Raw genomic sequence first — 24,048 nt, forward strand, 5'->3', positions numbered from 1 at the left:
AAAGTGACGCGCGGCGCCCCTCTCTGCCCCGAATCTGACGGGCATGGGATCGACAGTGCTCAGCCTGCGCATCGACGGTGAGCTGCTCGACCGGCTTCGGGGGCATGCCGCCAAACGCGGAATGAGCGTCCAGGACTATGTGGTCCGGACGCTCATACGCGACGACTTCGACGAACGGTTCAAGACCGCCGTCGACGAGACGGAGAAGTTCTACGGGCTGACCTAGGCCCAGGCCACTGGTGGGGCCGGACCGAGGGCAGGCCCGGGGCCCGTCAGGTGAGGCCGAGCGCCGGCATCGCGTAGTAGAAGACGAACACCGCCGACACGACGTACATGGCCACCGGGACCTCGCGGCCCCGGCCCGCCGCGAGCCGCAGCACGCTGAAGGCGATGAAGCCGATGCCGATGCCGTTCGTGATCGAGTACGTGAACGGCATCATCACCATCGCCAGGAACGCCGGCACCGCGATGGTGAAGTCGCTCCAGTCGATGTCCCTGACCGATCCGGCCAGGATCAGGAAGCCGACCGCGAGCAGCGCGGGCGTGGCGGCCTGGGACGGGACCATCGTCGCGAGCGGCGTGAGGAACAGCGCGACCGAGAAGAGCCCGCCGGTCACCACCGACGCGAGACCCGTGCGCGCGCCCTCGCCGACGCCCGCCGTGGACTCCACGAAGCAGGTGGTGGCCGAGGAGGAGGTGGCGCCGCCGGAGGCGACGGCCAGGCCGTCCACGAGCAGGACCTTGTTGATGCCGGGGAAGTTGCCGTCCTTGTCCATCAGCTTGGCCTCGTCGCCGACGCCGAGGATCGTGCCCATGGCGTCGAAGAAGCAGGACAGCAGGACGGTGAAGACGAACAGGATGCCGGTCAGCAGACCGACCTTGCCGAAGCCGCCGAACAGGCTCACCTCGCCGACCAGACCGAAGTCGGGAGAGGCGACCGGGTTGCCCGGCCAGGTCGGGGTGGTCAGACCCCAGGACGGGACGGTGGCGACGGCGTTGATCACCATCGCGACGATCGTCATCACGACGATGGAGATCAGGATCGCGCCCGGCACCTTGCGGATGATCAGCGCGAGGGTGAGCAGGGCGCCGAGGACGAAGACCAGGACCGGCCAGCCGGCGAGGTGGCCGGCGCCGCCGAGCTGCAGCGGGACGGTGGTGTGCGCCGCGTCGGGGATACGGGAGACGAAGCCCGAGTCGACGAGGCCGATGAGCATGATGAAGAGGCCGATGCCGATCGCGATGCCCTTGCGCAGGCCCACCGGGACGGCGTTCATCACCCGCTCCCGCAGACCGGTCGCGACCAGCAGCATCACCACGATGCCGGCGAGGACGACCATGCCCATCGCGTCCGGCCAGGACATCTTCGGCGCGAGCTGGAGGGCGACGACCGTGTTGACGCCGAGGCCGGCCGCCAGCGCGATCGGCACGTTGCCGATGACGCCCATGAGGAGGGTCGAGAAGGCCGCGGTGAGCACGGTCGCGGTGACCAGCTGGCCGCCGTCGAGCTGGTGCCCGTACATGTCCTTGGCGCTGCCGAGGATGATCGGGTTCAGCACGATGATGTAGGCCATCGCGAAGAAGGTGGCGAAGCCGCCACGGACCTCGCGGGCGACGGTGGAGCCGCGCTCGGAGATCTTGAAGTAGCGGTCGAGACCGGCGAGCGGGCCGTGCGGGCTCCGGGGCTCGGGGGAGGTGGCCTTGGCGGCGGCCGTGGTGCTCATGGGGGGTCCTCTTCGGGTACTTTCGTGGCGCTCGTTGGCGGTTCATACGAAGGAAACCCGCCAGAGGCAAACCGTTTCAGTATGAACACATGAACGAAGCGCCGTCCATCTCCGCGCGTAGACCTTTCGAGCGCCCACCTACACTGACCGCATGGCGAAGTGGACCCCCAAGCACGAGGCACCCGAACCCCTGGAGGGGCCCGTCGTCGGCACCATCACCGGCGGCACGATCCTCTGGTTCGTCCTGTTCCTCGTGCAGGTCCCGTTCTACGGCTGGTTCGCCGACCACGACCTGACCTGGTGGGTGTGGACCTGCCTGGCCGGCGCGGGCCTCGGCCTGATCGGCATCTGGTACGTACGCAAGCGCGACGCGGCGATCAAGCGGGACGCGGCGAGCGGGCACGACGCGGCGATCAAGCGGGACGCGGCGAGCGGGCGGACGGAAGCGGCGGAAGCGGCGGCGGCCACGGCGGAGTCCGCGGACGCCGACGACACCGGCAAGGGCACGCCGTAGTACCGGGGGACCATTCCCCTCCTCCCCCGGTCTGATCTTCCGCCTTCTCGGCGGGTGAACGACCCGTTCCGGCCGTACCGTCGAGAACATGACTCAGCGGGCGAAGATCGATACGGACGACGGCGAGCGAGTGGCGACCGAACCCCCCGTCGTCCACCGCGCCGCCGGACTGACCTCCGCCGAGGTCGCCGAGCGCGTCGCCCGCGGCGAGGTCAACGACGTACCCGTCCGCTCCAGTCGCTCCGCCGCCGACATCATCCGCGGCAACGTCTTCACCCGTTTCAACGCGATCATCGGCGTGCTCTGGGTGATCATGTTCTTCGTCGCGCCGATCCAGGACAGCCTCTTCGGCTTCGTGATCGTCGCCAACACCGGCATCGGCATCATCCAGGAACTGCGCGCCAAGAAGACCCTCGACGGCCTCGCCGTCATCGGCGAGGCCAAGCCCGTCGTCCGCCGCGACGGCACCTCCGGGCCGGTCTCCACCTCCGAGATCGTGCTCGGCGACCTGATCGAGCTCGGCCCGGGCGACAAGGTGGTCGTCGACGGCGAGGTGGCCGAGGCCGACAACCTGGAGATCGACGAGTCGCTGCTCACCGGCGAGGCCGACCCGGTCGTGAAGAAGCCCGGCGACCGGATGATGTCGGGCTCGTTCGTGGTCGCCGGCGGCGGCGCGTTCACCGCCACCAAGGTCGGACGCGAGGCGTACGCCGCCCAGCTCGCCGAAGAGGCCTCCCGCTTCACCCTCGTCCACTCCGAGCTGCGCTCCGGCATCTCCACCATCCTCAAGTACGTGACGTGGATGATGGTCCCGACCGCGACCGGCCTGATCATCAGCCAGCTCGTCGTCAAGGACACCAACCTCAAGGACTCCATCGCCCGGACCGTCGGCGGCATCGTCCCGATGATCCCCGAGGGCCTCGTCCTGCTCACCTCCGTCGCCTTCGCGATCGGGGTGATCCGGCTGGGGCGCAAGCAGTGCCTCGTGCAGGAGCTGCCCGCCATCGAGGGCCTGGCCCGGGTCGACGTCGTCTGCCTCGACAAGACCGGCACCCTCACCGAGGGCGGCATGGACGTCACCGAACTGCGCCCCCTGAACGGGAGCGACGAGCCGTACGTACGGAAGGTCCTCGGCGCGCTCGGCGAGTCCGACCCGCGCCCGAACGCCTCGCTCCAGGCCATCATCGACGCCTACCCGGACGCCGAGGAGTGGCGCTGCACCGAGGCGCTGCCCTTCTCCTCCGCCCGCAAGTACAGCGGCGCCGCCTTCAGCGAGGGCAACGGCGAGACCTCCGCGTGGCTCCTCGGGGCGCCGGACGTGCTCCTGCCGGACGGGGATCCGGTCCTCGCCGAGATCGACCACCTCAACGAACAGGGCCTGCGGGTCCTGCTCCTCGCCCGCACCACCCGTGAGCTCGACGCCCCCGACGTGGCCGAGGACGCCCGCGCCACCGCGCTCGTCGTCCTCGAACAGCGGCTGCGGCCCGACGCCGCCGACACGCTCGCCTACTTCGCCGACCAGGACGTCGCCGCCAAGGTCATCTCCGGCGACAACGCGGTCTCCGTCGGAGCGGTGGCCGGAAAGCTCGGCCTGCCCGGGGCGGCGAACACCGTCGACGCCCGCCTCCTGCCCACCGAGCGGGAGGAGATGGCCCGGGCCCTCGACGAGAACGCGGTCTTCGGCCGGGTCACCCCGCAGCAGAAACGGGACATGGTCGGCGCGCTCCAGTCCCACGGGCACACGGTCGCCATGACGGGCGACGGCGTCAACGACGTCCTGGCGCTCAAGGACGCCGACATCGGCGTCTCGATGGGCTCGGGCTCCGAGGCGACCCGGGCCGTCGCCCAGATCGTCCTCCTCAACAACTCCTTCGCCACCCTGCCCTCGGTGGTCGCCGAGGGCCGCCGGGTCATCGGCAACATCACGCGCGTGGCGACGCTCTTCCTGACGAAGACCGTCTACTCGGTGCTCCTCGCGATCCTGGTGGTCTGCTCCCAGGTCGAGTACCCCTTCCTGCCCCGGCACCTGACCCTGCTGTCCACCCTCACCATCGGCGTCCCCGCCTTCTTCCTCGCCCTCGCCCCCAACAAGGAACGCGCGAAGCCCCACTTCGTCCGCAGGGTGATGCGGTACGCCATCCCCGGCGGCGTCATCGCGGCGACGGCCACCTTCGCCACGTACCTGCTCGCCCGCTCCCACTACAGCGGCCCGGGCGCCCTCGCGGCCGAGACGAGCGCGGCGACGCTGACCCTCTTCCTGGTCTCCCTCTGGGTCCTGGCGATCGTCGCCCGCCCGTACACCTGGTGGCGCGTCGCCTTGGTCGCCACGATGGCCGGCGGCTTCCTCCTGGTCCTCGTGATCCCCTGGCTCCAGGACTTCTTCGCCCTGAAGCTGGTCGGCGTCACGATGCCGTGGGCGTCGGTCGCGATCGCCGCGACGGCGGCGGGGGCTCTGGAGGTCGCCTGGCGGTGGGTGGACCGGCGATTTCCCGCCTGAGCACGGGGCTTACCCTGTGCGCACAGCGATCGCTGTGACATCTGAGGCGTGGGGGGATCCGCGTACACATGCACGTGACGAAGAACCGCAGAGACCTGCGGAGAACGGTCGTGGGCGCCCTGGCGGGCGTCCTGGCGGCCACCGGTATGACGCTCGTGCCCGGGCAGGTCTCGGCGGCCGAGAACACCGTCCCCGCCACCAAGGGCACGGACAAGGGCGCCGGCGCGCGGCTGGCGACCGGTGAGCGGCTGGAACGCATCCCCGGTACGAAGGGCTTCCGGGTGGCCGCCGCCGACGGGCGACAGGCCACCGGAACGTACGCCTTCGCGCAGACCGACGGCGAGCTGACGATCCAGCCGATCGGCGAGGAGAAACCCCTTCCGGCCACGACCGTGCGGACGGACCAGGCCGTTTCGGGCCTGGCTCCGTACGGCGAGTACGGGACGACCGCGAACCAGAAGGTGAACCTCTCCGTCGCCGACGGCTATGCCGCCGGCGCGTACATCAGCCTGTGGAACACCTCCACCTGGACGCGGTACGACGTCACCACCGAGCAGTACATGCCCCGCGGCACGGCGAACGTCCCCCCGGGCACCTACTTCGCCACCATCCAGTACGACTACTACGCCGAGGCGCGGCCCGCCTACCTGCTCACCAAGACGTTCACGGTCGGCAGCACGACGGCCAACGTGGTCTTCGACGAGAAGGCCGCCAAGCCGGTCGGCATCGTCAGCGACGACCCGAGCGCGCGCCGCGCCGGGGCCTCGATATGGCTGACGACGCCCAGCGGAGACAGGGTCGGCCAGATCGGCGGTGGCGCGGACAAGATCTTCGTCTCCCCGTTCACGATGAGCGGCGTCACCGTCCACCTCCACGACGTGCTGACGAAGTACGGATCGAGCCAGCTCAGGCCCAGCCCGTACCGCTACGACCTGGTCCACCAGTTCAAGAACACGGTGCCGGCGAACCCGGTCGTCACTGTGCAGACCGCCGGCCTGGCGAAGACCGTCACGACGTTCCGCTCGCTCGCCGGGCGCCAGACCGCCTCTCTGGACACGTACGGCAAGCCGGCCGACACGGAGTCGTTCGTCGCGGGGCAGGCCGCCTCCCCGGTGACCACGCCCGGCACCCTCACCGAGTACGTGACTCCGAACGTGACGTTCGGCCGCTACCTCATGGACGGCGGCAACCAGGTGCGGCTCGCCGACCGCACGCTGCCGACCGGTACCTCCGCGGGCGAGACGATCGGCCAAGGACCGCTCCAGCCCGACGCGGGCGGCCACTCCACGCGCAGCTCGACGCGCATCAGTCTGTACGAGCCCGCCTCCTACACCGACGCGCGCGGCAACCGGGGTGCCGACTACACGGCGCTCCAGCAGTACCGGCTGACCTCCCGGGGAGTGACCCTCGTCGACAGCGCGTACGAGGAGGGCTTCAAGACGTACGGCGCCACGGTGACGTCCTCCTCCGCCCCCTACGAGTTCACGCACACCGCCATCCGGCGCGCCCCGCACGCGCGTCTGTCGACCCGGCTGGTCCGGGAGTGGACCTTCACCTCGTCCGGCTATTCCTCCCTGCCGTTGCTCGACGTGAGGTTCGACGTCCCGTCCCTGGACATCCGCAACACGGCCGCGGCCGGTCCGGTGCGGGTCGTCACTACGGTCACCTCCCGCTCGACGGACGCGACGGCGTCCCTGACTGGTCTGGAGTTCTCCAACGACGACGGCGCGACCTGGCAGCCCGCCTCCGCCGAGGGCGACATCACCGTCGGCGCCGGCGACCGCTTCCTCTCCCTGCGCGCCACCGGTAAGGACAACTCCGGTGCCACGGTCCGTACGACCCTGATCCGCGCCTTCGGCGGACCGGGGTCCGTCAGCCTGCCCGACGAGTCGGCCGGCGACGTCAAAATCAGTGGCGTTTCAGTCAACGCCGGCAAGCCCGTCGTCATCGACGGGGCGTCCGGCCAGTACCCGACCGAGGTCCAGGCCTCGTTCACGGCCACCTCGCCCGCCGGGATCGCACGCGGCGGCATGGCCCTCTACAAGGGCTCGTACGAACGCCCCGACGCCGTCTTCCCGCTCCAGTGGACGCAGTGCACTCCGGCGAACGCCACGACCTCCTCGTGCCAGGGGTCGGTGAACATCGCCCCGCGCCACCTCGTGGACAACGCGCTCGCCGGTGAGTGGAAGGTCGCCGCCTGGGCCGAGTCGACGGACGGCACGAGCTTCGCCGACGTCCACGCGGCCCGTACCGTACGGATCGCGCGGACGACCCGGCTGACCACCGACGCCACGCCGGAACCGGTCACAAAGGGCGCCACGCTCACCGTCACCGGCCGGTTCACCGTCTCCGACTGGCTCGCCGGCGGTCAGCTCGCCTTCCCGGGACAGCGCGTGCACCTGGAGTTCCGCAGGGCGGGCACGACCGGCTACACCCTGGTCGGCCTCGCCCGGACGGACTCCACCGGCAAGGCGGCGCTCACCCTGAAGGCGGCCTACGACGGCGATTACCGCTGGGTCTCGGGACCCAGCCTGAACCCGGCCACCACCCGGCCCGCCGTGGCTCCGGACGCCGTCGACGTGCGCTGACGCGTCCTCACCGTGGAGGAAGGGCCCCGGTCGCCAGAGGCGACCGGGGCCCTTCGCACCACACGCCCGACGACCTCAGTCGAACCAGCGGTCGCGGGCCAGTTCCGCCGTCCTCGACGGGTCTTCCAGGAGGGCCGCGACCTCGAAGCGGCGGGGCCACTGGCCGGCCGCCCAGGCGAGGCCGGCGGCGACGCCCTCCAGGGTGGCGGCGTGGACGGTGCCGTCCGGGGTGCGGCGCCAGTCCAGTTCGACGCCGGCCACCCGCAGCTCCTCGTGCTCGACGTACGTGGCGGGGGTCGCCGGGCCGAGGAGCGCTTGGACGGCTGAGGGCACCTCGTGCTCCTCGCCGACCGTGGTGACCTCCGCCTCCACGGTCTCGCTCAGCCGGCGCACCTGGAACAGCTCCGCCAGGTCGGCCGCCCGGGACGGGGCGACCGGCAGCAGCGGCATGCCCGCGGCGAGCGGCAGGAGGTCGGGGGCGTCGGCGACCACGGCCTCCGAGGCGTCGACCACCAGGAGGGAGCCGTCCACGACCGCGCGCAGCTCGTCGGGGAGGGTCACCTGCTCGGGGTCGAGGTCGGCGAGCGCGGTGTAGAGGGCGTGCAACTGGGCGCCGGTCACCTCCCGTTCCGGGGACGCGAGCCGGCCGAGCAGCTCGGCCGCGCCACCCGGCTCGGCAAGCAGCGCCGCGACGGAGGTGCGCACGCCCAGCGCCCGCAGGACCTGCTCATCCTCGAAGCCGGTCGCGTCGGCGGAGTCGTACAGGCCGATCAGCAGCGGGTCGGTCCCGGCGGCCCGCAGACCCGCCGGGCGGCGGCCGTCCAGGACGGGGTGGTCGCGCAGCCACCAGGCGGTGTACGGCCGTACGGTCTCGGTCGTGCCGTCCGGCAGCAGGACCCGTACCGGCTGGATCAGCGCGTCCCGCAGCGGCGGCCTGGCCAGCAGGGCGAGCGCCTGGGGCCAGGCGTCGTCGTCGACCAGGTCCAGGTCCCGTACGGCGACGATCTCGGTCGCCACCGGCGGCACCGGCGTCTCGGGCAGCTGGTCCAGGACGTCCTCGCACCACACGTCGACCGCGTCGAGCAGCCCGGCGTCGTCCGGCTCGGCGAAGTCGCCCTCGCGGGGCTCCAGCTCGTCCGGGTCCAGGACCAGGTCGGTCGCCCGGACCAGCGCGAAGTCGGCGAGCACCCCGCAGGCGGCCAGGGGCTGTTCGCCCCACCGCTCGGCCAGCTCGGCGTCACAGAGGGCGAGTTCGCCCTCGCGCATCACGGCGGCGAACGCGCTGCCGGGCAGGACCAGTTCACCGGCGGGTGCCAGCTCCCCGTCCTCGTCGGGCAGGGCCAGCGCGCCGAGCCAGGGCTCCTCGCCGGGCTCCAGCTCCGCGTCCCGTACGAGCGCGAGCACCGCCTCGGCCAGCTCGTCCGCGTCCAGGGTGTCCGCGTCCTCGTCCCAGATCTCCCCCGCCTCCATGGAGCCCGCGACCGCCATCCTGACCTGCGGCGTCGTGAGCACGGCGCGGGGCGTGGCGGGCAGCGCGCCCAGCTTCTCCAGGAGCGGATGGGCGGCGTCCGGGTGGGCGACCTTCAGGCCGAGGCGGGCGAGGTCGACCGGGGTGTGCTCCTGCGGCAGCAGGACCTGGCGGGGACCGATGGTGGTACGGCCGGAGGCCAGCGGCACCGGAAGGCCGGTGAGCCGGTCGGGGTCGACCCCGGCGAGGGAGTCGTACAGCCGCCACCACCACGACGGTTCGCGCTCCAGGCCCGCGAGCCGGTCGATGACGTCGGTCAGCGACAGCCGGCCCACGCCGAGCGTACGAAGCTCGGGGCGGCGCTCCAGGCCGGCCGGGAGCAGCGTCGGCAGGACCTCGGCGAGCACGGACACCGTCTCCGCGCCCGCGCCCTCCACGACCTCGGCCTCCACGGGCCGCAGCGCCGGGACCTCCTCCGAGGGCGCCTCGGGGGCCAGGAAGGCGACCCGCGGCAGCCGCTGGAGGATCGCCGCGCGCAGCGCCCCGTCGAGGGCGCCCTTGCCGAGCGGCCCGGGCACCAGGTCGATGGTGGCGACGGTCACCGGCTGCCAGTCGGCGAGGAGTTCGGCGTACGCGTCGGCGGCGCGCTCGACGAGGAAGTCGGTGAGCGGCCCGGGCGCCGGGTGGCGGCGGGCGGTGTCCAGGGGCAGCGAGGCGATGAGCAGCGCGGGCAGGCCGAGCGGTTCGTCGGTGGGGGTGGGGGCGTGGACGACGGGGGCGGTACGGGGGTACTGCGGGGCGCCCTCGGAGTCCACGGGCACGGCCCAGGTCACCGACCAGTGCGGGCGCAGCCGTTCCTCGACGGGGCGGTCCTTGAGGAGGCCGACGGCGAGCGGGCCGCTGTGGCTGACGGTCCGCCAGCGGCGCGTCTCTCCGGTGGCGGTGTCGTCGACGCGGACGTACGCCTCGTCCGTCTCGTCCTGGGCGCGGGTGAGGACCCGTACGCCCTCCGGGGTCTCCACCACGATCTCGGCGAGCCCCGGAAGGGTGAGGAGCAGGGCGTCGTCGATGGCACCGAGGAGCCGCTCGGCGAGGTCGACGGCGGCGGAGTCCCGCAGCGGGAGGACGACGACGGTGTCGTAGCCCTCGGGGGCGGTGCCCTCGGCGGGCAGCGGGAGACGCAGGAGGGGGACGTGGCCGTCGCGGCGGCGCAGTTCGTCCCCGAGGCCGGGGCTGTGCCGGGCGGCCTCGGCGGCCAGCTCGCGGGCCTCGGCGAGAGACCAGCGGACACCGCCGTGGCGGCCGAGGACGGCGGGCTCGTCGCTGACGGCGAGGACGGCGGCGAAGCCGACGCCGAAGCGGCCGACGGCGGTGGTGTCGTGGTCGCGCTTGGCGGAGGCGCGCAGGGTGGAGAGCGACTCGACGCCGGTCGCGTCCAGCGGGGCGCCGGTGTTGGCGGCGGCCAGGACGGCGGGGGCGTCGGGGCCCGCGGGGCGCAGGGTGAGACGGAGCCGGCCGGTGACGCCGGCGCGACGGGCGGCGTCGGCGGCGTTCTGGGCGAGTTCGACGACGAGGCGGTCGCGGTAGCCGCCGAGCGCGAGGTCCTCCTCGGCGTTGGCGTCCTCCCGGAACCGGGCGGGCCCGGCCCCCCAGGCATCGAGCACGCCCCGCCGCAACCGGGCGGTACCGAAGGGGTCGGCTCCGTCGGTCGTCGTCCTGACGCTGACGCTCACGTCTGACTCCACTCTGCGGAACGGGATGGGACAAGGGCCCGAAGGTACCGCGAACCGACGGGTTCCACGGTGGCGGGCATCCACCCGACGCCTCTCCCACCCCCGTTGTAAGCAATCGTCCCGCACACCGGGTCCCCCCGGCGGGCACCTGCCCCGCCGGGGTGGGAGGGGTGGTGCCGCCCCGGCGCCCCCCGGGGCAGGGCACGGCGGGCTAGGAGTGGCCGAGGTCCTCGGAGACGTCGTCGGGTTCTGTCGTGGAGCCCGAGTCCTTCGGGGGGCGGAGGGGGAACACGTCCGCCGCCATCGAGTCGAAGACCGGGGGCGCCGGACGCGGGGGCTTCGGCATGACCGCCGCCTCCGAGTGGCCGCCGCAGCCGTACGCCAGCGAGACGACCCGGCCGTCCGCCGGGGAGAATTCGTTCGCGCACACCCCGAAGGCCTGCTTCAGGGAGCCGGCCAGCGGCACCAGGAACGCGCACGACTCGCAGGACGCCGGTGCGGCCTGCGCCATCGGCGTCTTCGCGCCGAACGCCTCGTCCCAGCGGTCCGCGGCCACGTGCAGCCCGTACCGGGAGAGGACCCGCGCGCGCCGCAGGCCCAGTTCCTCGGCGACCGAGGCGATGGTGCCCCGGGACGGCGTACGGGTCACGATCTCCGCGTCCTCGGCGTCGAGGTGCTCCGCCATGTCCTCGGAGACCGCCGAGTTCGGCGGCGGGGCGTCCTCGCCGGTGTAGCCGGGTTCGAGCCGCAGGTCGTCCTGCTCGGTCGGGAGCAGGTCCCCGGGCCCGAGGTCGCCGGGCCGCAGCCGCTCGCTCCACGGCACCCACTCGGGAGCGAGCAGGGCCTCGGGGCCGGGCAGCATCACGGTCTCGTCGAGCGTGACGTTCTTCGCCCGGGAGGCCCGGGCGACCGTCACCGCCCAACGCCAGCCCCGGTAGCCGGGTTCGAGGGCCTCGAAGAAGTGGGTGACGACCCGGTCACCCTCCGCGACGACCTCCACATGCGCTCCGACGGCGCTGGGCGCGGCTGCCTCCTCGGCGGCCGCCCGCGCAAGGTCTACCGCCTCGGCGCACAGGCGGTCGGGGGTACGCGGGGTACGCGGGGTACGGCTTCGCGTCGTCGCAGCACTCACAGGTCTCGCTTCTCTCCTACGCCGTCTCACGGGTGCGCCGGCCGAGGAGCGGGAGCGATATCACCGGGCGGCGGGCGGAGCGGACCGGGGGGCCGCATCGACGTCCGCACCCGACATGTCTCGCGTGTCTCGGGCACACCTATCGTCATCCATTCTGCGGGATGCCGAAGAGGCGCGCGGCCGAGAACTTCCGCCGGTGGCGCGCTACGCACGCTACCCCCTCCGCCGCCCGCCGCCCACCTGCCCGTCCCAAGTGGCCCGTATCGCGGACGTCCGACGGTGGTCCGGCGGTGGTCCGACGGCGGTCCGCCGACAGCGCGGCGGCGGCCCCACGGCGGCGCGCGGGGCCGCGCCACGGTTCGTGAGGGAGAGGTGTGGGGCACTATGACGGGGTGGCAGCCGCACGGTCGTCCGCACGATCCCACGATCATGCCGGGCCGCTCAGCCGAGCGGGCCGGGCGGTCGGCCGCGCCCTGCACCTGCCGTTCACCGGCACGGCGCGGGGCATCAGAAGGGCGACGCACGCCCATGGAGCGGGCGAGTCGGGTCTGGGCAAGCTGATCGAGCTGCACGCCGTGAACGGCGCCGGCGATGTCATGATCACCGTCGCGCTCGCGTCCACGGTCTTCTTCTCCGTACCGACGGACGAGGCGCGCGGCCGGGTCGCCCTCTACCTGGCGATCACCATGGCCCCGTTCACCCTGCTGGCCCCCGTGGTCGGCCCGCTCCTGGACCGCATCCCGCACGGGCGCCGCGCGGCGATGGCCGGGGCGATGCTGACCCGGGCCGTCCTCGCGCTCACCATGTCGGGGGCGGTGGCCACGGGCGGCCTGGAGCTGTATCCGGCGGCTCTGGGGGTGCTCGTCGCGTCCAAGGCGTACGGAGTGGTCCGCAGCGCGGTCGTGCCCCGGCTGCTGCCACCGGGCTTCTCCCTGGTCAAGGCGAACTCCCGGGTCACCTTGGCGGGCCTGCTTGCCACCGGGATCGCCGCGCCGATCGGCGCGGGGCTGCAACAGGTCGGGCCGGGATACCCGCTGTACGGGGCGTGCGCGCTGTTCCTGCTGGGGGCGTACTGGGCCTTCCGGATGCCGCACAAGGTGGACTCGGCGAAGGGCGAGCGCCGGGTGCACCTGCTCACCCACGGCGAGAAGAAGCCGAGCCTGCGGACGGTCGGCCCGGCCGTGCTGCACGGGCTGCAGGCGAACGCGGCGCAGCGGATGCTCTCGGGCTTCCTGATCTTCTTCCTGGCGTTCCTGCTGCGGGAGCATCCCCTCTCGGGGCAGAGCGCGGCCCTGTCGCTGGCGATCGTGGGCGTCTGCGCGGGGGTGGGAAACGCGTGCGGCACGGCGGTCGGCTCGCTGCTGCGGGAGCGGGGCCACGGCCCGGAAGTGATCATCGCCACGATGATCACGATCGTGCTGACGGCGGCCGCCTGCACGGCGGTCTTCTTCGGCGGGCTGATGGTGGCGGTCCTCGGGGCGACGGCGGGCCTGACACAGGCGCTGTCGAAGCTGTCCCTGGACGCCCTGATCCAACGGGATGTCCCGGAGGTGGTCCGCACGTCGGCGTTCGCCCGCTCCGAGACGCTGCTGCAGATGGCATGGGTGGTGGGCGGCGCGATCGGCATCGCCCTGCCCCTGAACGGCACCCTCGGCATGTCGGTGGCGGCGGGCATCCTGGGCCTGGGCGCCCTCCTCGCCGTCCGCGGCCTCCTCTCGGCGGCCCGCAAGGGCACCAATTCAAAACCGGAGGCGGCGTGAGAAACCCTGCGGGCCGCGACCGCGTGCGCCGCCGCGAAGGACCGCCGCGAAGGACCGCCACAAACTGCGGAAAACGCGGCGCGCCGCACCCCCGCGTGGCGGAGCTCGACACGCCCGATAGCCTCGGCCCATGACCGTTGCGTTCTTCCCCGCCTCGCGCCGCCGGGCCGCCGTCGCCCTCGGGGCCGTCTCCGCCGGCCTCCTCGTCCTCACCGCCTGCGACAAGCCGACCCCGGTCGCGACCCTGACGGTCGGGACGGAGTCGGTGCACGCCGAGGCCGTCTGCTACAACGACGGCGCCGCCATCAAGGAGTCGCAGATCCAGCAGTGCCTCAACAAGAAGGCCGAGCAGACCCTCACGGTCTCCGCTGACGACAGGATCCGCTTCGGCGTCGACCCCGAGATCGCCGAGAAGGGCTGGACCATCTTCCTCGGCGGCCAGGCCGCCGAGCCGGAGCCGTACAAGAAGACGTACCGGTCCATCCCGGCCAGCGCCTTCTTCTCCAGCCAGACCGGCGAGGCGACCAACGAGACCCAGGTCACCCTCGTCGAGACCGACGGCAAGAAGCTCACCGGCATCTGGAGCTTCCAGCTGAAGAAGGACGCCTGATCCTCCGGTGACCCACCGGATCCTGATCGTGACGGCCGTGGCGGCGGAGGCCGACTCCGTCGCCCGCGGCCTCCCCTTCGAGGGGCCCGGATCGGGCGAGTTCCCGCTGCCGGGCGGTTTCCGGCTGCGCCGCCACGCGGACACCCTGCCCCCGCCGGGCGGAGCGCCGCGGGGCCCCGAGGCGCGTGCCGTCGTCGACGTCCTGGTCGGCGGGGTCGGCCCCGCGGCGGTCGCCGTCGCGACCGCGACCGCGCTGGCCGCCGCCTCCCGGCCCGCCGACGCCCCCCACGGCACCCACGGCACCCACGGCACCCACGGCACGCCGCCCTACGACCTCGTCGTCTCCGCCGGGATCGCCGGCGGGTTCCAGCCCCTCGCGCCGCTCGGCTCCGTCGTCGTCTCCGACACGATCGTCGCCGCCGACCTCGGGGCGCGGACCGCCGACGCCTATCTCACCGTCGAGGAGCTCGGCTTCGGGCGGTCCACGCATCCCGTGCCGGCGCGCCTCACCGAGCGGATCTCCCGCGTCCTCCAGGAAGGCGCCCAGAGCCACGCCGTCGGGCCCGTCCTGACCGTCTCCACCGTGACCGGCACCGCCGAACGCGCCGCCGAGCTGGCGAAGCGTCACCCCGGCGCCGCCGCCGAGGCCATGGAGGGCTTCGGGGTGGCCGAGGCAGCCGCCGCGTACGGCGTGCCGGTGGTCGAGATCCGCGCCGTCTCCAACGCCGTCGGCCCGCGCGACCGCGCCGCCTGGCGCATCGGCCAGGCCATGGACTCGCTGCGGTACACGTTCCAGCTGCTCAGCCACACCCTCTTCGTGGAGCCCGCCCCATGACGCCTGCGCCGCCGTCCACGCTCAAGATCGCGTACTCGCCCTGCCCGAACGACACCTTCGTCTTCGACGCCTGGGCCCACGGCCGGGTGCCGGGCGCGCCGCGCCTGGACGTGACCTTCGCGGACATCGACCTCACCAACGGCTGGGCGGAGAGCGGCTCGTCTCCGTACGACGTCCTGAAGGTGTCGTACGCCGTGCTGCCCTGGGTCCTCGACCAGTACGCGCTGCTGCCCTGCGGCGGCGCCCTGGGCCGCGGCTGCGGCCCCCTCGTCCTCACCCGCGAGCCGGAAATGGACCTGACGGGGAAGACGGTGGCGGTGCCGAGCGAGCGCTCGACCGCCTATCTGCTCTTCCGGCTGTGGACGGCGGACGTCCTGCCGGGCGGGGTCGGGAACGTCGTCGTGATGCCGTTCCACGAGATCATGCCCGCCGTACGGGACGGCAAGGTCGACGCGGGGCTCGTCATCCACGAGGCCCGGTTCACCTATCAGGAGTACGACCTGCACGCGCTGGCCGACATGGGCGCGCACTGGGAGGACACCACGGGTCTGCCGATCCCGCTCGGCGCGATCATCGCCAAGCGCTCGCTGGGCGCGGAGACCCTGCGGCGGATCGCCGACGCGGCCCGCACGTCCGTACGGATGGCCTGGGACGACCCGGTCGCCTCACGTCCGTACGTCATGGAGCACGCGCAGGAGATGGACCCGAAGGTGGCCGATCAGCACATCGGCCTGTACGTCAACGAGTTCACCGCCGACCTCGGCGAGGCCGGCTACGCGGCGGTCCGGGGGCTGCTCACGCGCGCCGCGGCCGAGGGGCTCGTACCGCCCCTCGGCCCGGACGCGCTGGCCTTCCCGTGATCCCGACGACCCCGGGCTACACGTCGAGCTGGTCCGCGACCGCCCGCAGCAGGCCCGCGATCTTCGCGCCCTGCGCCTTGTCGGGGTAGCGGCCGCGCTCCAGCATCGGGGTGATGTTCTCCAGGAGCGTCGTCAGGTCCTGCACGATGGACGCCAGTTCGTCGGGCTTGCGGCGCTGCGCCGCGGCGACGGACGGGGTCGGGTCGAGAACCGTCACCGAGAGCGCCTGGTCGCCGCGCTGCCCCGCGACCACCCCGAACTCCACGCGCTGCCCGGGCTTGAGGGCGTCGACTCCGGCAGGGAGCACCGACGAGTGGACGAAGACGTCGCCGCCGTCGTCGCGGGAGAGAAAGCCGAAGCCCTTCTCGCTGTTGAACCATTTGACCTTGCCGGTAGGCACGTCTGTCCTCGTCTTCGTACTCGATGGGTGCGCCGGGATCCCGGCTCCGGATAGCTGCTGGAGAGCGATCCAGCGGGTCGCCGACCCGCCGCACCAAGGCTAATGGCCTTCGGGCTGGTGACAAGACGTCGCCGGTTTGTTCCTCCGGCCTGGGAACTACCCTGGCCGAATGCGTAGTGAAACCCCTTCGGGCCCCTCGGACGACACCGCTCCGGGTGACGGTCTCGTCCGTGCCGGTGCGATTGTCTTCATCATCGGCGCGGTGGCCACTCTGGTCACCGTCGCCCCGCTGTTCCTCGGGGCGGAGCCGTTCCCGCCGGTCGCGTACGCGGTGTGCATGCTGATGGGCGTCGGATTCCTGGTCGCCGGCGCCGGTGTGCTCCGCTCGATCGGCGCCCAGCGGCGACAGGCCCGGGCGGCGACTCAGACCCGGTAGCTCTTTTCGAGGACGCTCCGGTTCTCGGCCCCGTGCTCGGCCCGGAATGCGGTTCGATATCCGTCCCACCAGGTGCGGAAGCCTGTCAGGTCCGGCAGGACGACGTCCGCTCCGGCCGCCCGCAGCTCCTCGGCGTCGCACGGTCCGGTCGTCACGGCCACCGACAGCGCGCCCGCCGCCGCGGCGCCCCGTACGTCCCCGGTGTGGTCGCCGACGTACACCCCCGCGCCGTGCTCCCGCAGCGCCTCCGCCTTGCCCTCGGCCCACAGGCCGCCGATGACGGCGTCGGGGTCGATGCCGAGGTGGGAGAGGTGCAGCTCGGCGTGCGGGCCGTTCTTGGCGGTGACGACGATCGCCCGGCCGCCCGCGTCGCGAACGGCTTGAATCGCATCCCTGGCGCCCGGCATCGCGAGCGTCGGCGTGATCGCGTAGGTGGCGTAGAGCGCGCGGTACTGCACGACCCGCTCGGCGATCTCCTCCTCGGGGAACCAGTGCGCCAGCTCGTGGTGGAGCGGCGGGCCCAGCCGGGAGACCGCGAGGTCGGCGTCGATCGCGACACCGGTCTCGGCGGAGAAGGCCTGGTAGGCGGCCTTGATGCCGGGCCGGGAGTCGATGAGCGTCATGTCGAGGTCGAAGCCGACGGTGAGAGAGGTCATGCGGGCCATTGTGCCCAGACGTTCGAAAGGGCCCCCGTCGGCGGAGAAGACCGCTGCTTAGACTGAGCCAAGCCAAGCCAAGCCAAGCCTTACCTACCTACCTACCTACGTACGCCAGCACGTCCTCCCGATGGGTCTCGATGACAGCCGCCTTCCGTTCCAGACGCGTCCTCGCGACCGTCGCCGCCGTCGTCGCCCTCCTCCTCGCAATCCTGCTGAGTCTCACCGTGGGCGCCCGCGCCATCGCCCCGTCGACCGTCCTGGACGCGCTGCTGCACGGCGCCTTGAGCGACGACGCCCAGGTCGTACGGCAGCTGCGGGTGCCCCGGACCCTCATCGGGCTCATGGTCGGCGCCGCGCTGGCCTTGGCCGGCACGGCCCTGCAGGGCATCACCCGTAACCCCATCGCCGATCCCGGGATCCTCGGGATCAGCCAGGGTGCCTCGGTCGGCGTGGTCGGCGCCATCGCCTTCGCCGGGGTGCACACGCTCTCGGGGTACGTGTGGTTCGCCTTCGCGGGCGCCGCCCTCGCCTCGGTCGCCGTGTACGCGGTCGCCTCCAGCGGGCGCGGCGGCGCGACCCCCGTGAAGCTGGCGCTCGGCGGCGCCGCGATCAACGCGCTGCTGCTGTCGGTGACGACCGGCGTCCTGACGACCAGGGCCGCGGCCCTCGACGAGTTCCGGTTCTGGCAGATCGGCTCGCTCGACGGGCGGGACACCGAGGTCGTCCAGCAGATCTGGCCCTTCCTGCTGATCGGCGCCGTCCTGGTGGTGTCGGTGGCCCGGGGCCTGGACGCGCTCGCCCTCGGCGAGGACGTGGCCAAGGGGCTCGGCCAGCGGGTGGCGACGGTACGGATCGTGGGCGGGGTGGGGGCCACCGTGCTGACCGGCGCGGGCGTGGCGGCGGCCGGGCCGATCGCCTTCGTCGGCCTCGCGGTCCCGCACATCGCCCGGGCGATCGTGGGCGGCGACCACCGCTGGGTGCTGCCGATGGCGGCGCTCGTCGGGCCGGTGATGCTGCTGGTCTCGGATGTGATCGGCCGGATCCTCTTCCCGCCGGGCGAGGTCCCGGCGGGCGTGATGACGGCGCTGATCGGCGTGCCGTTCCTGGTGACGCTGGTGCGACGGAAGGCGGTGCCGGCATGACCTCGGCGACGACGACCGCGTCGACGACTGCGTCGGCGACCGCGTCGGCGAATTCTGTACGCCCGGCCGGCTATCAGGCCGTCCGCGCCGGGGGCGGGTCCTTCCTGCTGCATCGCCGCTCGGCCGCGGTGGCCGTGGGCCTTGTCCTCGTGCTGGCCGCGGTGAGCGTCGCGTACCTCTGTGTCGGCGAGAGGTTCGTCGCGCCGGGCGAGGTCCTGAAGGTGCTCCTCGGGCAGGACGCGCGGGCCGCGTTCATCGTCGGGGAGCTGCGGATGCCGCGGCTCGCGGTCGGGCTGATGGTCGGCGCCGCGTTCGGCGTGGCCGGGGCGCTCATCCAGACCGTCGCCCGCAACCCGCTCGCCAGCCCCGACATCATCGGCATCAGCCAGGGCGCGGGGGCGCTGACGGTCGGCGCGATGGCCTTCGGCCTCACCTCGTACACCGTCCTGCCGTACCTCTCGATCCTCGGCGGCATCGCCGCCGCCGCGCTCGTGTACGTCTTCGCCTGGCGCGGCGGGCTGCACGCGACCCGGTTCGTGCTGATCGGCATCGGGTTCGCGATCGCGCTGCGGTCGCTGATGACCCTGTTCATGACCAAGGGCGACTACCTGGTCGCCCAGCAGGCCCAGATCTGGATGACGGGCTCGCTCAACGGGCGCGGCTGGGACGAGGCGGCGCCGATCCGCTGGACGCTGCTCCTGATGCTGCCGGCCCTGCTGTGGGCGGCCCGCGCGCAGCGGACGGTGTCCCTGGACGACGACACGGCGACGGCCCTCGGCGTCCGGCTCGGCCGGGTGCGGCTGGGGCTTGTGGCCGTCGGTGTCGTGCTCGCGTCCGTCGCCACGGGGGTGGCGGGGCCGGTCGACTTCGTGGCGCTGCTCGCTCCGCAGATCGCCCGCCGGATGACCCGTACCGCGCAGATCCCGCTGCTGTGCTCGGCCCTGATGGGCGCGTTCGTCGTGGTCGCGGCGGACCTGCTGGCCCGGCGGCTCTTCTCGCCGGCCGAGCTGCCGGTCGGCGTCCTGACGGCGGCGGTCGGAGCCCCGTATCTGATCTGGCTGATTGTGCGCAGCCGCACTGGAGGAAAAGCATGAGCAGGCTGACCGCGCGCGAGCTGACCCTCGCCTACGACGACCGTACGGTCGTGCACGGCCTCGACCTCGCCGTCCCGGACGGCAAGGTCACGGTCATCGTCGGCCCGAACGCGTGCGGGAAGTCGACGACGCTGCGGGCGCTCGGACGGCTCCTGAAGCCCAGGGGCGGGGCGGTGCTGCTCGACGGCGAGGAGCTGGCGAAGATCCCGACGAAGCGGATCGCGCAGTCCATCGGCCTGCTGCCGCAGACCCCGGTCGCACCGGAGGCGATCACGGTCGCGGACCTGGTGTCGCGGGGGCGGCAGCCGCACCAGGCGTGGTGGAAGCAGTGGTCGCGGGAGGACGAGCGGGCGGTCGTGGACGCGATGGAGCGCACGGACGTGGCGGCGCTCGCGGAGCGTCCGGTGGACGAGCTGTCGGGCGGGCAGCGGCAGCGGGTCTGGATCGCGATGGCGCTGGCGCAGGAGACGGACCTGCTGCTCCTGGACGAGCCGACGACGTACCTGGACATCTCGCACCAGGTGGAGGTCCTCGACCTGGTGCGCCAGCTGAACCACGAGCGGGGCCGTACGGTCGCCGTCGTCCTGCACGACCTGAACCAGGCGGCGCGGTACGCGGACCACCTGGTGGCGATGAAGGCGGGGCGGGTGGTGGCGGAGGGGGAGCCGGGGGAGGTGGTGACGGCGGAGCTGGTACGGGAGGTTTTCGGCCTGGACTCGGTCGTGATCCCGGATCCGGTGACGGGCTCCCCCTTGGTGATCCCAGCGGCCCCCTGGCACGCCTCTGCCCCGGCGCAGGCGACCGCCTGAGGCCTGGGCCCCCGCGCACCGGGCGGGCTTGGACGGTCCTGCTGGGGTGTTAGCGCCTGCGGGTGCGGAGGAGGAGGAAGAGGGCGGAGGTGATGGCCGCTGCCTTCAGAGTCCAGGGCCAGGTCTCAGAGATCGCCGCGCCCATCGCCTCGCCGCCCTCCGCGATCGGCGCGCCCCAGCGCCGTTCGACGCGGCCCCAGAGCCAGAGCGCGCCGCCCGTCGCCGCGAGGGCCGGGAGGATGACGACGGCCCACCGGGTCTCGGCGCGGGAGAGGCGGCGTGAGGCGTAGGCGAGGAGCCAGCCCGCCGCGAGGGCCACCAGGTTGCCGAAGACGGCGCCGCCGAGCAGCAGGAGGGCGGCCAGCAGGAGGAACGGGCTGCCGAGGCCGAACCGGCGGCCACCGCCCGCCTCCGGGGCGGCGGCCTTGCGGATCCGCAGCCGCTTCCAGCCCCGGCGCGGCGCGACCTCCCCCTCCGCCTCCGCCTCCTCCTCGTCCGCCTCCTCCCCCGGCGGCGGCTTCAGCAGTTCCGGGATCTCCACCCCGCCCCTGAACCCCGGCACCTCGGTGCTCCACCAGTCCGGTTCCGTGTCGGCCGCCCCGACCTCGTCCGTCCCCGCCAGATGCGGCGGCGTCGGCCACGCCTCCTCCCGACGGGGCTTCGGCACCTCCGGCAGCGTCTTCACGCTCACCGACGACGCCGCGCCCGACGCGCGGTCCACCACCTCGTCCGGCGTGCCCAGCTCGTCGAGGATGCCGCGCACGGCGGTCGGACCCTCCCCGCCCCCCGTAGCGCGCCGCCGGTCGATCTCGCCCCGCAGCGCCGACACGAGCCCCATCCGGGCGCTCGCCGACAGGTGCCGCTGCTGCGCCAGATCGCCGACCCTGCTCAGATAGTCGAAGACCAACTGGTCGCTCTCGATCCCCACAGTGCCCCTCCACAGCCGGTACGCCCCGACGTTAGCGCCCGCGCAGGGGCTAACGTGGGGCGGATGGGGATCGGTGAGCTCGCTCGGGAGGCGCACGTGCCCGCAGGAACTGGCGCTGCCACTGCGCCGCGCACGCTCGCGGAGGCGCTGCGCGCGCGGGGTGACGAGGGGCTCGCCGCGCTGCTGCGGGCCAGACCGGACCTGCTCTCCCCCGTCCCCAACGACCTGACCCAGCTCGCCACCCGGGCCGGTACGCGCGCCTCCGTGGTGCGCGCGCTCGAGCGGCTCGACCGCTTCACGCTGCAGACCGCCGAGGCGCTCGCGGTGGCCCCGGACCCCGCCCCGTACCCCGTACTCCTCGCCCTGCTCACCGGCGACGACGGCGACCCGGACATCGAGGCGGCGCTGCCGCGCGCGGTGGAGACACTGCGCGAGCAGGCGCTCGTCTGGGGCGAGGAGGACCGGCTGCGGCTGGTGCGGACCGCGCGGGAGCTGCTCGCGCCGTCACCGCAGCACCCGTCGCCGACGGGCCTCGGGCCGTCCGTCGCCGAGGCCACGGCCGGGATGTCGCCGGGCCGGATCCAGGAGATCATCGCGGCCGCCGGGCTGCCCGCGACGCACGACCCGGTCTCCGCCGTGGCGGCCCTGACGGAGCTGTTCACCGACCGCGAGCGGATGGGCGCGCTCCTGGACACGGCGCCATCGGATGCGCTGGCCGTGCTCGACCGGCTGGTGTGGGGCCCGCCGTACGGAGAGGTCACGGCGGACCCGGCGCCGCCCGTGCGCTGGCTGCGCGACCGCGGCCTGCTGCTTCCGGTCTCGACGCGGACCGTGGTGCTGCCCCGGGAGGCGGCGCTGCACCTGCGCGGCGGGCGGGCGCACCGGACGCCGGAGCCGCGGCCGCCGGCCCTGTCCGTGCTGCGCGAGTACCGCCCACAGGTTGTGGACAGCGCGGCGGCGGGCCAGGCGTACACCGCGCTCGCCACCGTCGAGGAACTGCTGAAGTCGTGGGACCGGGGCGGCCCGCCGGTGCTGCGCGCGGGCGGGATCTCGGTACGGGAGCTCAAGCGGATCGCGGCCACGCTCGACGTCACGGAGCAGGTCGCGGCCTTCTGGCTGGAACTCTGTTACTGGGCGGGGCTGCTGGCCCCGGACGGCGAGGCGGACGAGCGGTACGCGCCGACGCCGGCGTACGACGACTGGCTGGACCTGCCGGCGGCCGAGCGCTGGGCCCGTCTCGTCACGGCCTGGCTGACCGCGACCCGTACGCCCGGCCTGATCGGCGGCCAGGACGCGAAGGGCCGCACCCTGTCCGCCCTGGGCCCCGACCTGGACCGGGGCGCGGCGCCGGAGGTCCGGCGCCGGGTGCTCACCCTCCAGGCGACGCTGCCGCCGGGCTCGGCGGCGGACCCCGAGACGCTCCTTGCCCGGCTGCGGTGGGAGCGCCCGCTGCGAGGCACCGCCGCGGGACGCGCGGGCCAGGGCCAAGGCCAGGCGTCCGCCGCCCGTACGGGCACAGAAGCCGGCGGCACCACCGGCACCACGGGCTACGGCGGCGGCCGGAGTGGCGGCTACGGAACCGGCACCTCCGGGGCCACCGGCACCACCGGCTACGGCGGCGGCCGAAGCGCCGCTTACGGAACCGGCGCCCCCACCGCCACCACCTCCGCCGACCTGCGCTCCCGGATCGCCGTCTGGACCCTCACCGAGGCCGAGATGCTCGGCGTCACCGGCCGCGGCGCCCTCTCCTCCCCCGCCCGCGCGCTGCTCAACCTGCCCCTCGCCGAGGCCGCGCCCGACACCCCCACCGGCGTCGGCGGCGGGGTCGAGCTGTCCGTCGCCGCCTCCCGGGCCGCGACCCTGCTCGCCCCGCTCCTCCCCGAGCCCGTCGACCACGTCCTGCTCCAGGCCGACCTGACGGCCGTCGCACCCGGCCCGCTCAAGCGACCGCTCGCCGACATGCTCGGGGTGCTCGCGGACGTGGAATCGAAGGGTGGCGCGACCGTCTTCCGGTTTACGCCCGGCTCGGTCCGCCGCGCCCTCGACGCCGGAAGCACCGCCTCCGACCTGCACGACTTCCTGACCGCCCACTCCCGTACGCCGGTCCCGCAGCCCCTCGCGTACCTGATCGACGACGTGGCGCGCAGACACGGCCATCTGCGGATCGGGGCCGCGTCGGCGTACGTGCGTTGCGACGACGACGCGCTCCTCGGCGAGATCCTGGCCGACAAGCGGTCCGCGTCCCTGCGGCTGCGCCGCCTCGCGCCGACGGTCCTGGCCGCGCAGACCGATCCGGCGTCGCTCCTCGACGGGCTGCGGGCGATGGGGTACGCCCCGGCCGCCGAGTCGGCCGAGGGCGACGTCCTGGTCACCCGTACCGACGCCGTCCGCACCCCCGCCAGGACCGCGCCGGCCCCCGTCCCCGACGGCCCGCCCGCGCCCGACACGACCCTGCTGGCCGCGGCGGTCCGCGCGATCCGGGCCGGCGACCTCGCCTCGACGGCCGTACGGAAGGAACGCCCCGAGACCGCCCGGCCGGCCGACGGCGGCCTGCCGCGCACCTCGCCCGCCGAGACCCTGGCGACCGTCCAGGCCGCGGCGATGACCGGCTCGGCCGTCTGGATCGGCTACGTCAACGCGGAGGGCGCGGCCAGCCAGCGGGTGATCGCGCCGGTGCGGGTGGAGGGCGGTTTCGTGACGGGCTACGACCACACGGCGGACGAGGTCCGCACGTATCCGCTGCACCGCATCACCGGGGTCGCGGAGCTGGCGGACGACCAGGGGTAGGCCGCCCCCGACGGTGTCGTTCGTCATACCTCTCATCCCTCGCCCCCGCCCCGGCCCGGCCCCGGCCCCGCC

General features: G+C 73.5%; 19 protein-coding genes. 13 read left to right on the top strand and 6 right to left on the bottom strand.

Annotation, left to right across the window (positions count from 1 at the left end; all coding sequences use genetic code 11):
• The first annotated feature begins 43 nt into the window (after positions 1–43).
• Complete coding sequence (locus ACF06X_RS17920; protein WP_158989014.1) at positions 44–226, top strand: ribbon-helix-helix protein, CopG family; 183 nt, start codon at positions 44–46, stop codon at positions 224–226.
• Between the two features lie 46 nt (positions 227–272).
• On the opposite strand, the gene ACF06X_RS17925 is transcribed toward ACF06X_RS17920, so the two are convergent.
• Entirely contained in the window at positions 273–1,724 is a 1,452-nt protein-coding gene (locus ACF06X_RS17925; RefSeq protein ID WP_392288205.1) for an NCS2 family permease, read from the bottom strand.
• Between the two features lie 151 nt (positions 1,725–1,875).
• On the opposite strand from ACF06X_RS17925, the gene ACF06X_RS17930 reads away from it, so the two are divergent.
• The 3 genes from ACF06X_RS17930 to ACF06X_RS17940 all read left to right on the top strand — a co-directional run bounded on the left by ACF06X_RS17930 (position 1,876) and on the right by ACF06X_RS17940 (position 7,323).
• Complete coding sequence (locus ACF06X_RS17930; protein ID WP_392288206.1) at positions 1,876–2,238, top strand: DUF2530 domain-containing protein; 363 nt, start codon at positions 1,876–1,878, stop codon at positions 2,236–2,238.
• Between the two features lie 88 nt (positions 2,239–2,326).
• A complete protein-coding gene (locus ACF06X_RS17935; protein ID WP_392288207.1) occupies positions 2,327–4,735 on the top strand; it encodes an HAD-IC family P-type ATPase in 2,409 nt (802 codons plus the stop codon).
• Between the two features lie 68 nt (positions 4,736–4,803).
• Positions 4,804–7,323: a hypothetical protein gene (locus tag ACF06X_RS17940; RefSeq protein WP_392288208.1), complete on the top strand. Its 2,520-nt coding sequence runs from the start codon at positions 4,804–4,806 to the stop codon at positions 7,321–7,323.
• Between the two features lie 75 nt (positions 7,324–7,398).
• Here ACF06X_RS17940 and ACF06X_RS17945 read toward each other — a convergent pair whose 3' ends face one another.
• Both ACF06X_RS17945 and ACF06X_RS17950 read right to left on the bottom strand, forming a co-directional pair.
• Positions 7,399–10,536 carry a sacsin N-terminal ATP-binding-like domain-containing protein gene (locus ACF06X_RS17945; protein ID WP_392288209.1) on the bottom strand — a complete coding sequence of 1,046 codons (3,138 nt, stop codon included), beginning with the start codon at positions 10,534–10,536 and terminating at the stop codon, positions 7,399–7,401.
• A gap of 199 nt (positions 10,537–10,735) precedes the next feature.
• Positions 10,736–11,656: a DUF3027 domain-containing protein gene (locus tag ACF06X_RS17950; protein WP_392288210.1), complete on the bottom strand. Its 921-nt coding sequence runs from the start codon at positions 11,654–11,656 to the stop codon at positions 10,736–10,738.
• Between the two features lie 392 nt (positions 11,657–12,048).
• On the opposite strand from ACF06X_RS17950, the gene ACF06X_RS17955 reads away from it, so the two are divergent.
• The 4 genes from ACF06X_RS17955 (at position 12,049) to ACF06X_RS17970 (ending at position 15,721) form a co-directional block, all read left to right on the top strand.
• Positions 12,049–13,416: an MFS transporter gene (locus tag ACF06X_RS17955; protein WP_392288211.1), complete on the top strand. Its 1,368-nt coding sequence runs from the start codon at positions 12,049–12,051 to the stop codon at positions 13,414–13,416.
• Between the two features lie 130 nt (positions 13,417–13,546).
• Positions 13,547–14,026 carry a DUF2771 domain-containing protein gene (locus ACF06X_RS17960; protein WP_392288212.1) on the top strand — a complete coding sequence of 160 codons (480 nt, stop codon included), beginning with the start codon at positions 13,547–13,549 and terminating at the stop codon, positions 14,024–14,026.
• A 7-nt stretch (positions 14,027–14,033) separates the two neighbouring features.
• A complete protein-coding gene (locus ACF06X_RS17965; protein WP_392288213.1) occupies positions 14,034–14,861 on the top strand; it encodes a futalosine hydrolase in 828 nt (275 codons plus the stop codon).
• Complete coding sequence (locus tag ACF06X_RS17970) at positions 14,858–15,721, top strand: 1,4-dihydroxy-6-naphthoate synthase (protein WP_392288214.1); 864 nt, start codon at positions 14,858–14,860, stop codon at positions 15,719–15,721. The genes ACF06X_RS17965 and ACF06X_RS17970 overlap by 4 nt, the downstream gene beginning before the upstream one ends.
• Before the next feature lie 16 nt (positions 15,722–15,737).
• Here the strand turns inward: ACF06X_RS17970 and ACF06X_RS17975 are convergent, their stop codons facing one another.
• Entirely contained in the window at positions 15,738–16,121 is a 384-nt protein-coding gene (locus ACF06X_RS17975; RefSeq protein WP_308354918.1) for a cold-shock protein, read from the bottom strand.
• 169 nt (positions 16,122–16,290) lie between these two features.
• Between ACF06X_RS17975 and ACF06X_RS17980 the strand changes: the two genes are divergently transcribed.
• The gene (locus ACF06X_RS17980; RefSeq protein WP_392288215.1) at positions 16,291–16,557 is read left to right on the top strand and encodes a hypothetical protein; all 267 of its coding nucleotides are present in this window, start codon (positions 16,291–16,293) and stop codon (positions 16,555–16,557) included.
• On the opposite strand, the gene ACF06X_RS17985 is transcribed toward ACF06X_RS17980, so the two are convergent.
• Positions 16,545–17,213: an HAD family hydrolase gene (locus tag ACF06X_RS17985; protein ID WP_392288216.1), complete on the bottom strand. Its 669-nt coding sequence runs from the start codon at positions 17,211–17,213 to the stop codon at positions 16,545–16,547. The two genes, ACF06X_RS17980 and ACF06X_RS17985, sit on opposite strands and share 13 nt — an antisense overlap.
• Before the next feature lie 140 nt (positions 17,214–17,353).
• Between ACF06X_RS17985 and ACF06X_RS17990 the strand changes: the two genes are divergently transcribed.
• The 3 genes from ACF06X_RS17990 to ACF06X_RS18000 are packed head-to-tail and all read left to right on the top strand — an operon-like array spanning position 17,354 to position 20,261.
• The gene (locus tag ACF06X_RS17990) at positions 17,354–18,358 is read left to right on the top strand and encodes a FecCD family ABC transporter permease (RefSeq protein ID WP_392288217.1); all 1,005 of its coding nucleotides are present in this window, start codon (positions 17,354–17,356) and stop codon (positions 18,356–18,358) included.
• On the top strand, positions 18,355–19,452 hold the full coding sequence (locus ACF06X_RS17995; protein ID WP_392288218.1) for a FecCD family ABC transporter permease: 1,098 nt from the start codon (positions 18,355–18,357) through the stop codon (positions 19,450–19,452). The genes ACF06X_RS17990 and ACF06X_RS17995 overlap by 4 nt, the downstream gene beginning before the upstream one ends.
• Positions 19,449–20,261, top strand: a complete 813-nt coding sequence (locus ACF06X_RS18000) for an ABC transporter ATP-binding protein (RefSeq protein ID WP_392288219.1) — start codon at positions 19,449–19,451, stop codon at positions 20,259–20,261. The genes ACF06X_RS17995 and ACF06X_RS18000 overlap by 4 nt, the downstream gene beginning before the upstream one ends.
• A 49-nt stretch (positions 20,262–20,310) precedes the next feature.
• Here the strand turns inward: ACF06X_RS18000 and ACF06X_RS18005 are convergent, their stop codons facing one another.
• Positions 20,311–21,189, bottom strand: coding sequence for a hypothetical protein (locus ACF06X_RS18005; RefSeq protein ID WP_392288220.1), 879 nt, complete (start codon positions 21,187–21,189; stop codon positions 20,311–20,313).
• Between the two features lie 63 nt (positions 21,190–21,252).
• On the opposite strand from ACF06X_RS18005, the gene ACF06X_RS18010 reads away from it, so the two are divergent.
• Positions 21,253–23,976 carry a helicase-associated domain-containing protein gene (locus ACF06X_RS18010; protein ID WP_392288221.1) on the top strand — a complete coding sequence of 908 codons (2,724 nt, stop codon included), beginning with the start codon at positions 21,253–21,255 and terminating at the stop codon, positions 23,974–23,976.
• Positions 23,977–24,048 lie beyond the last annotated feature (72 nt).

Source organism: Streptomyces sp. NPDC015346 (assembly GCF_043078785.1).
Lineage (GTDB): Bacteria > Actinomycetota > Actinomycetes > Streptomycetales > Streptomycetaceae > Streptomyces.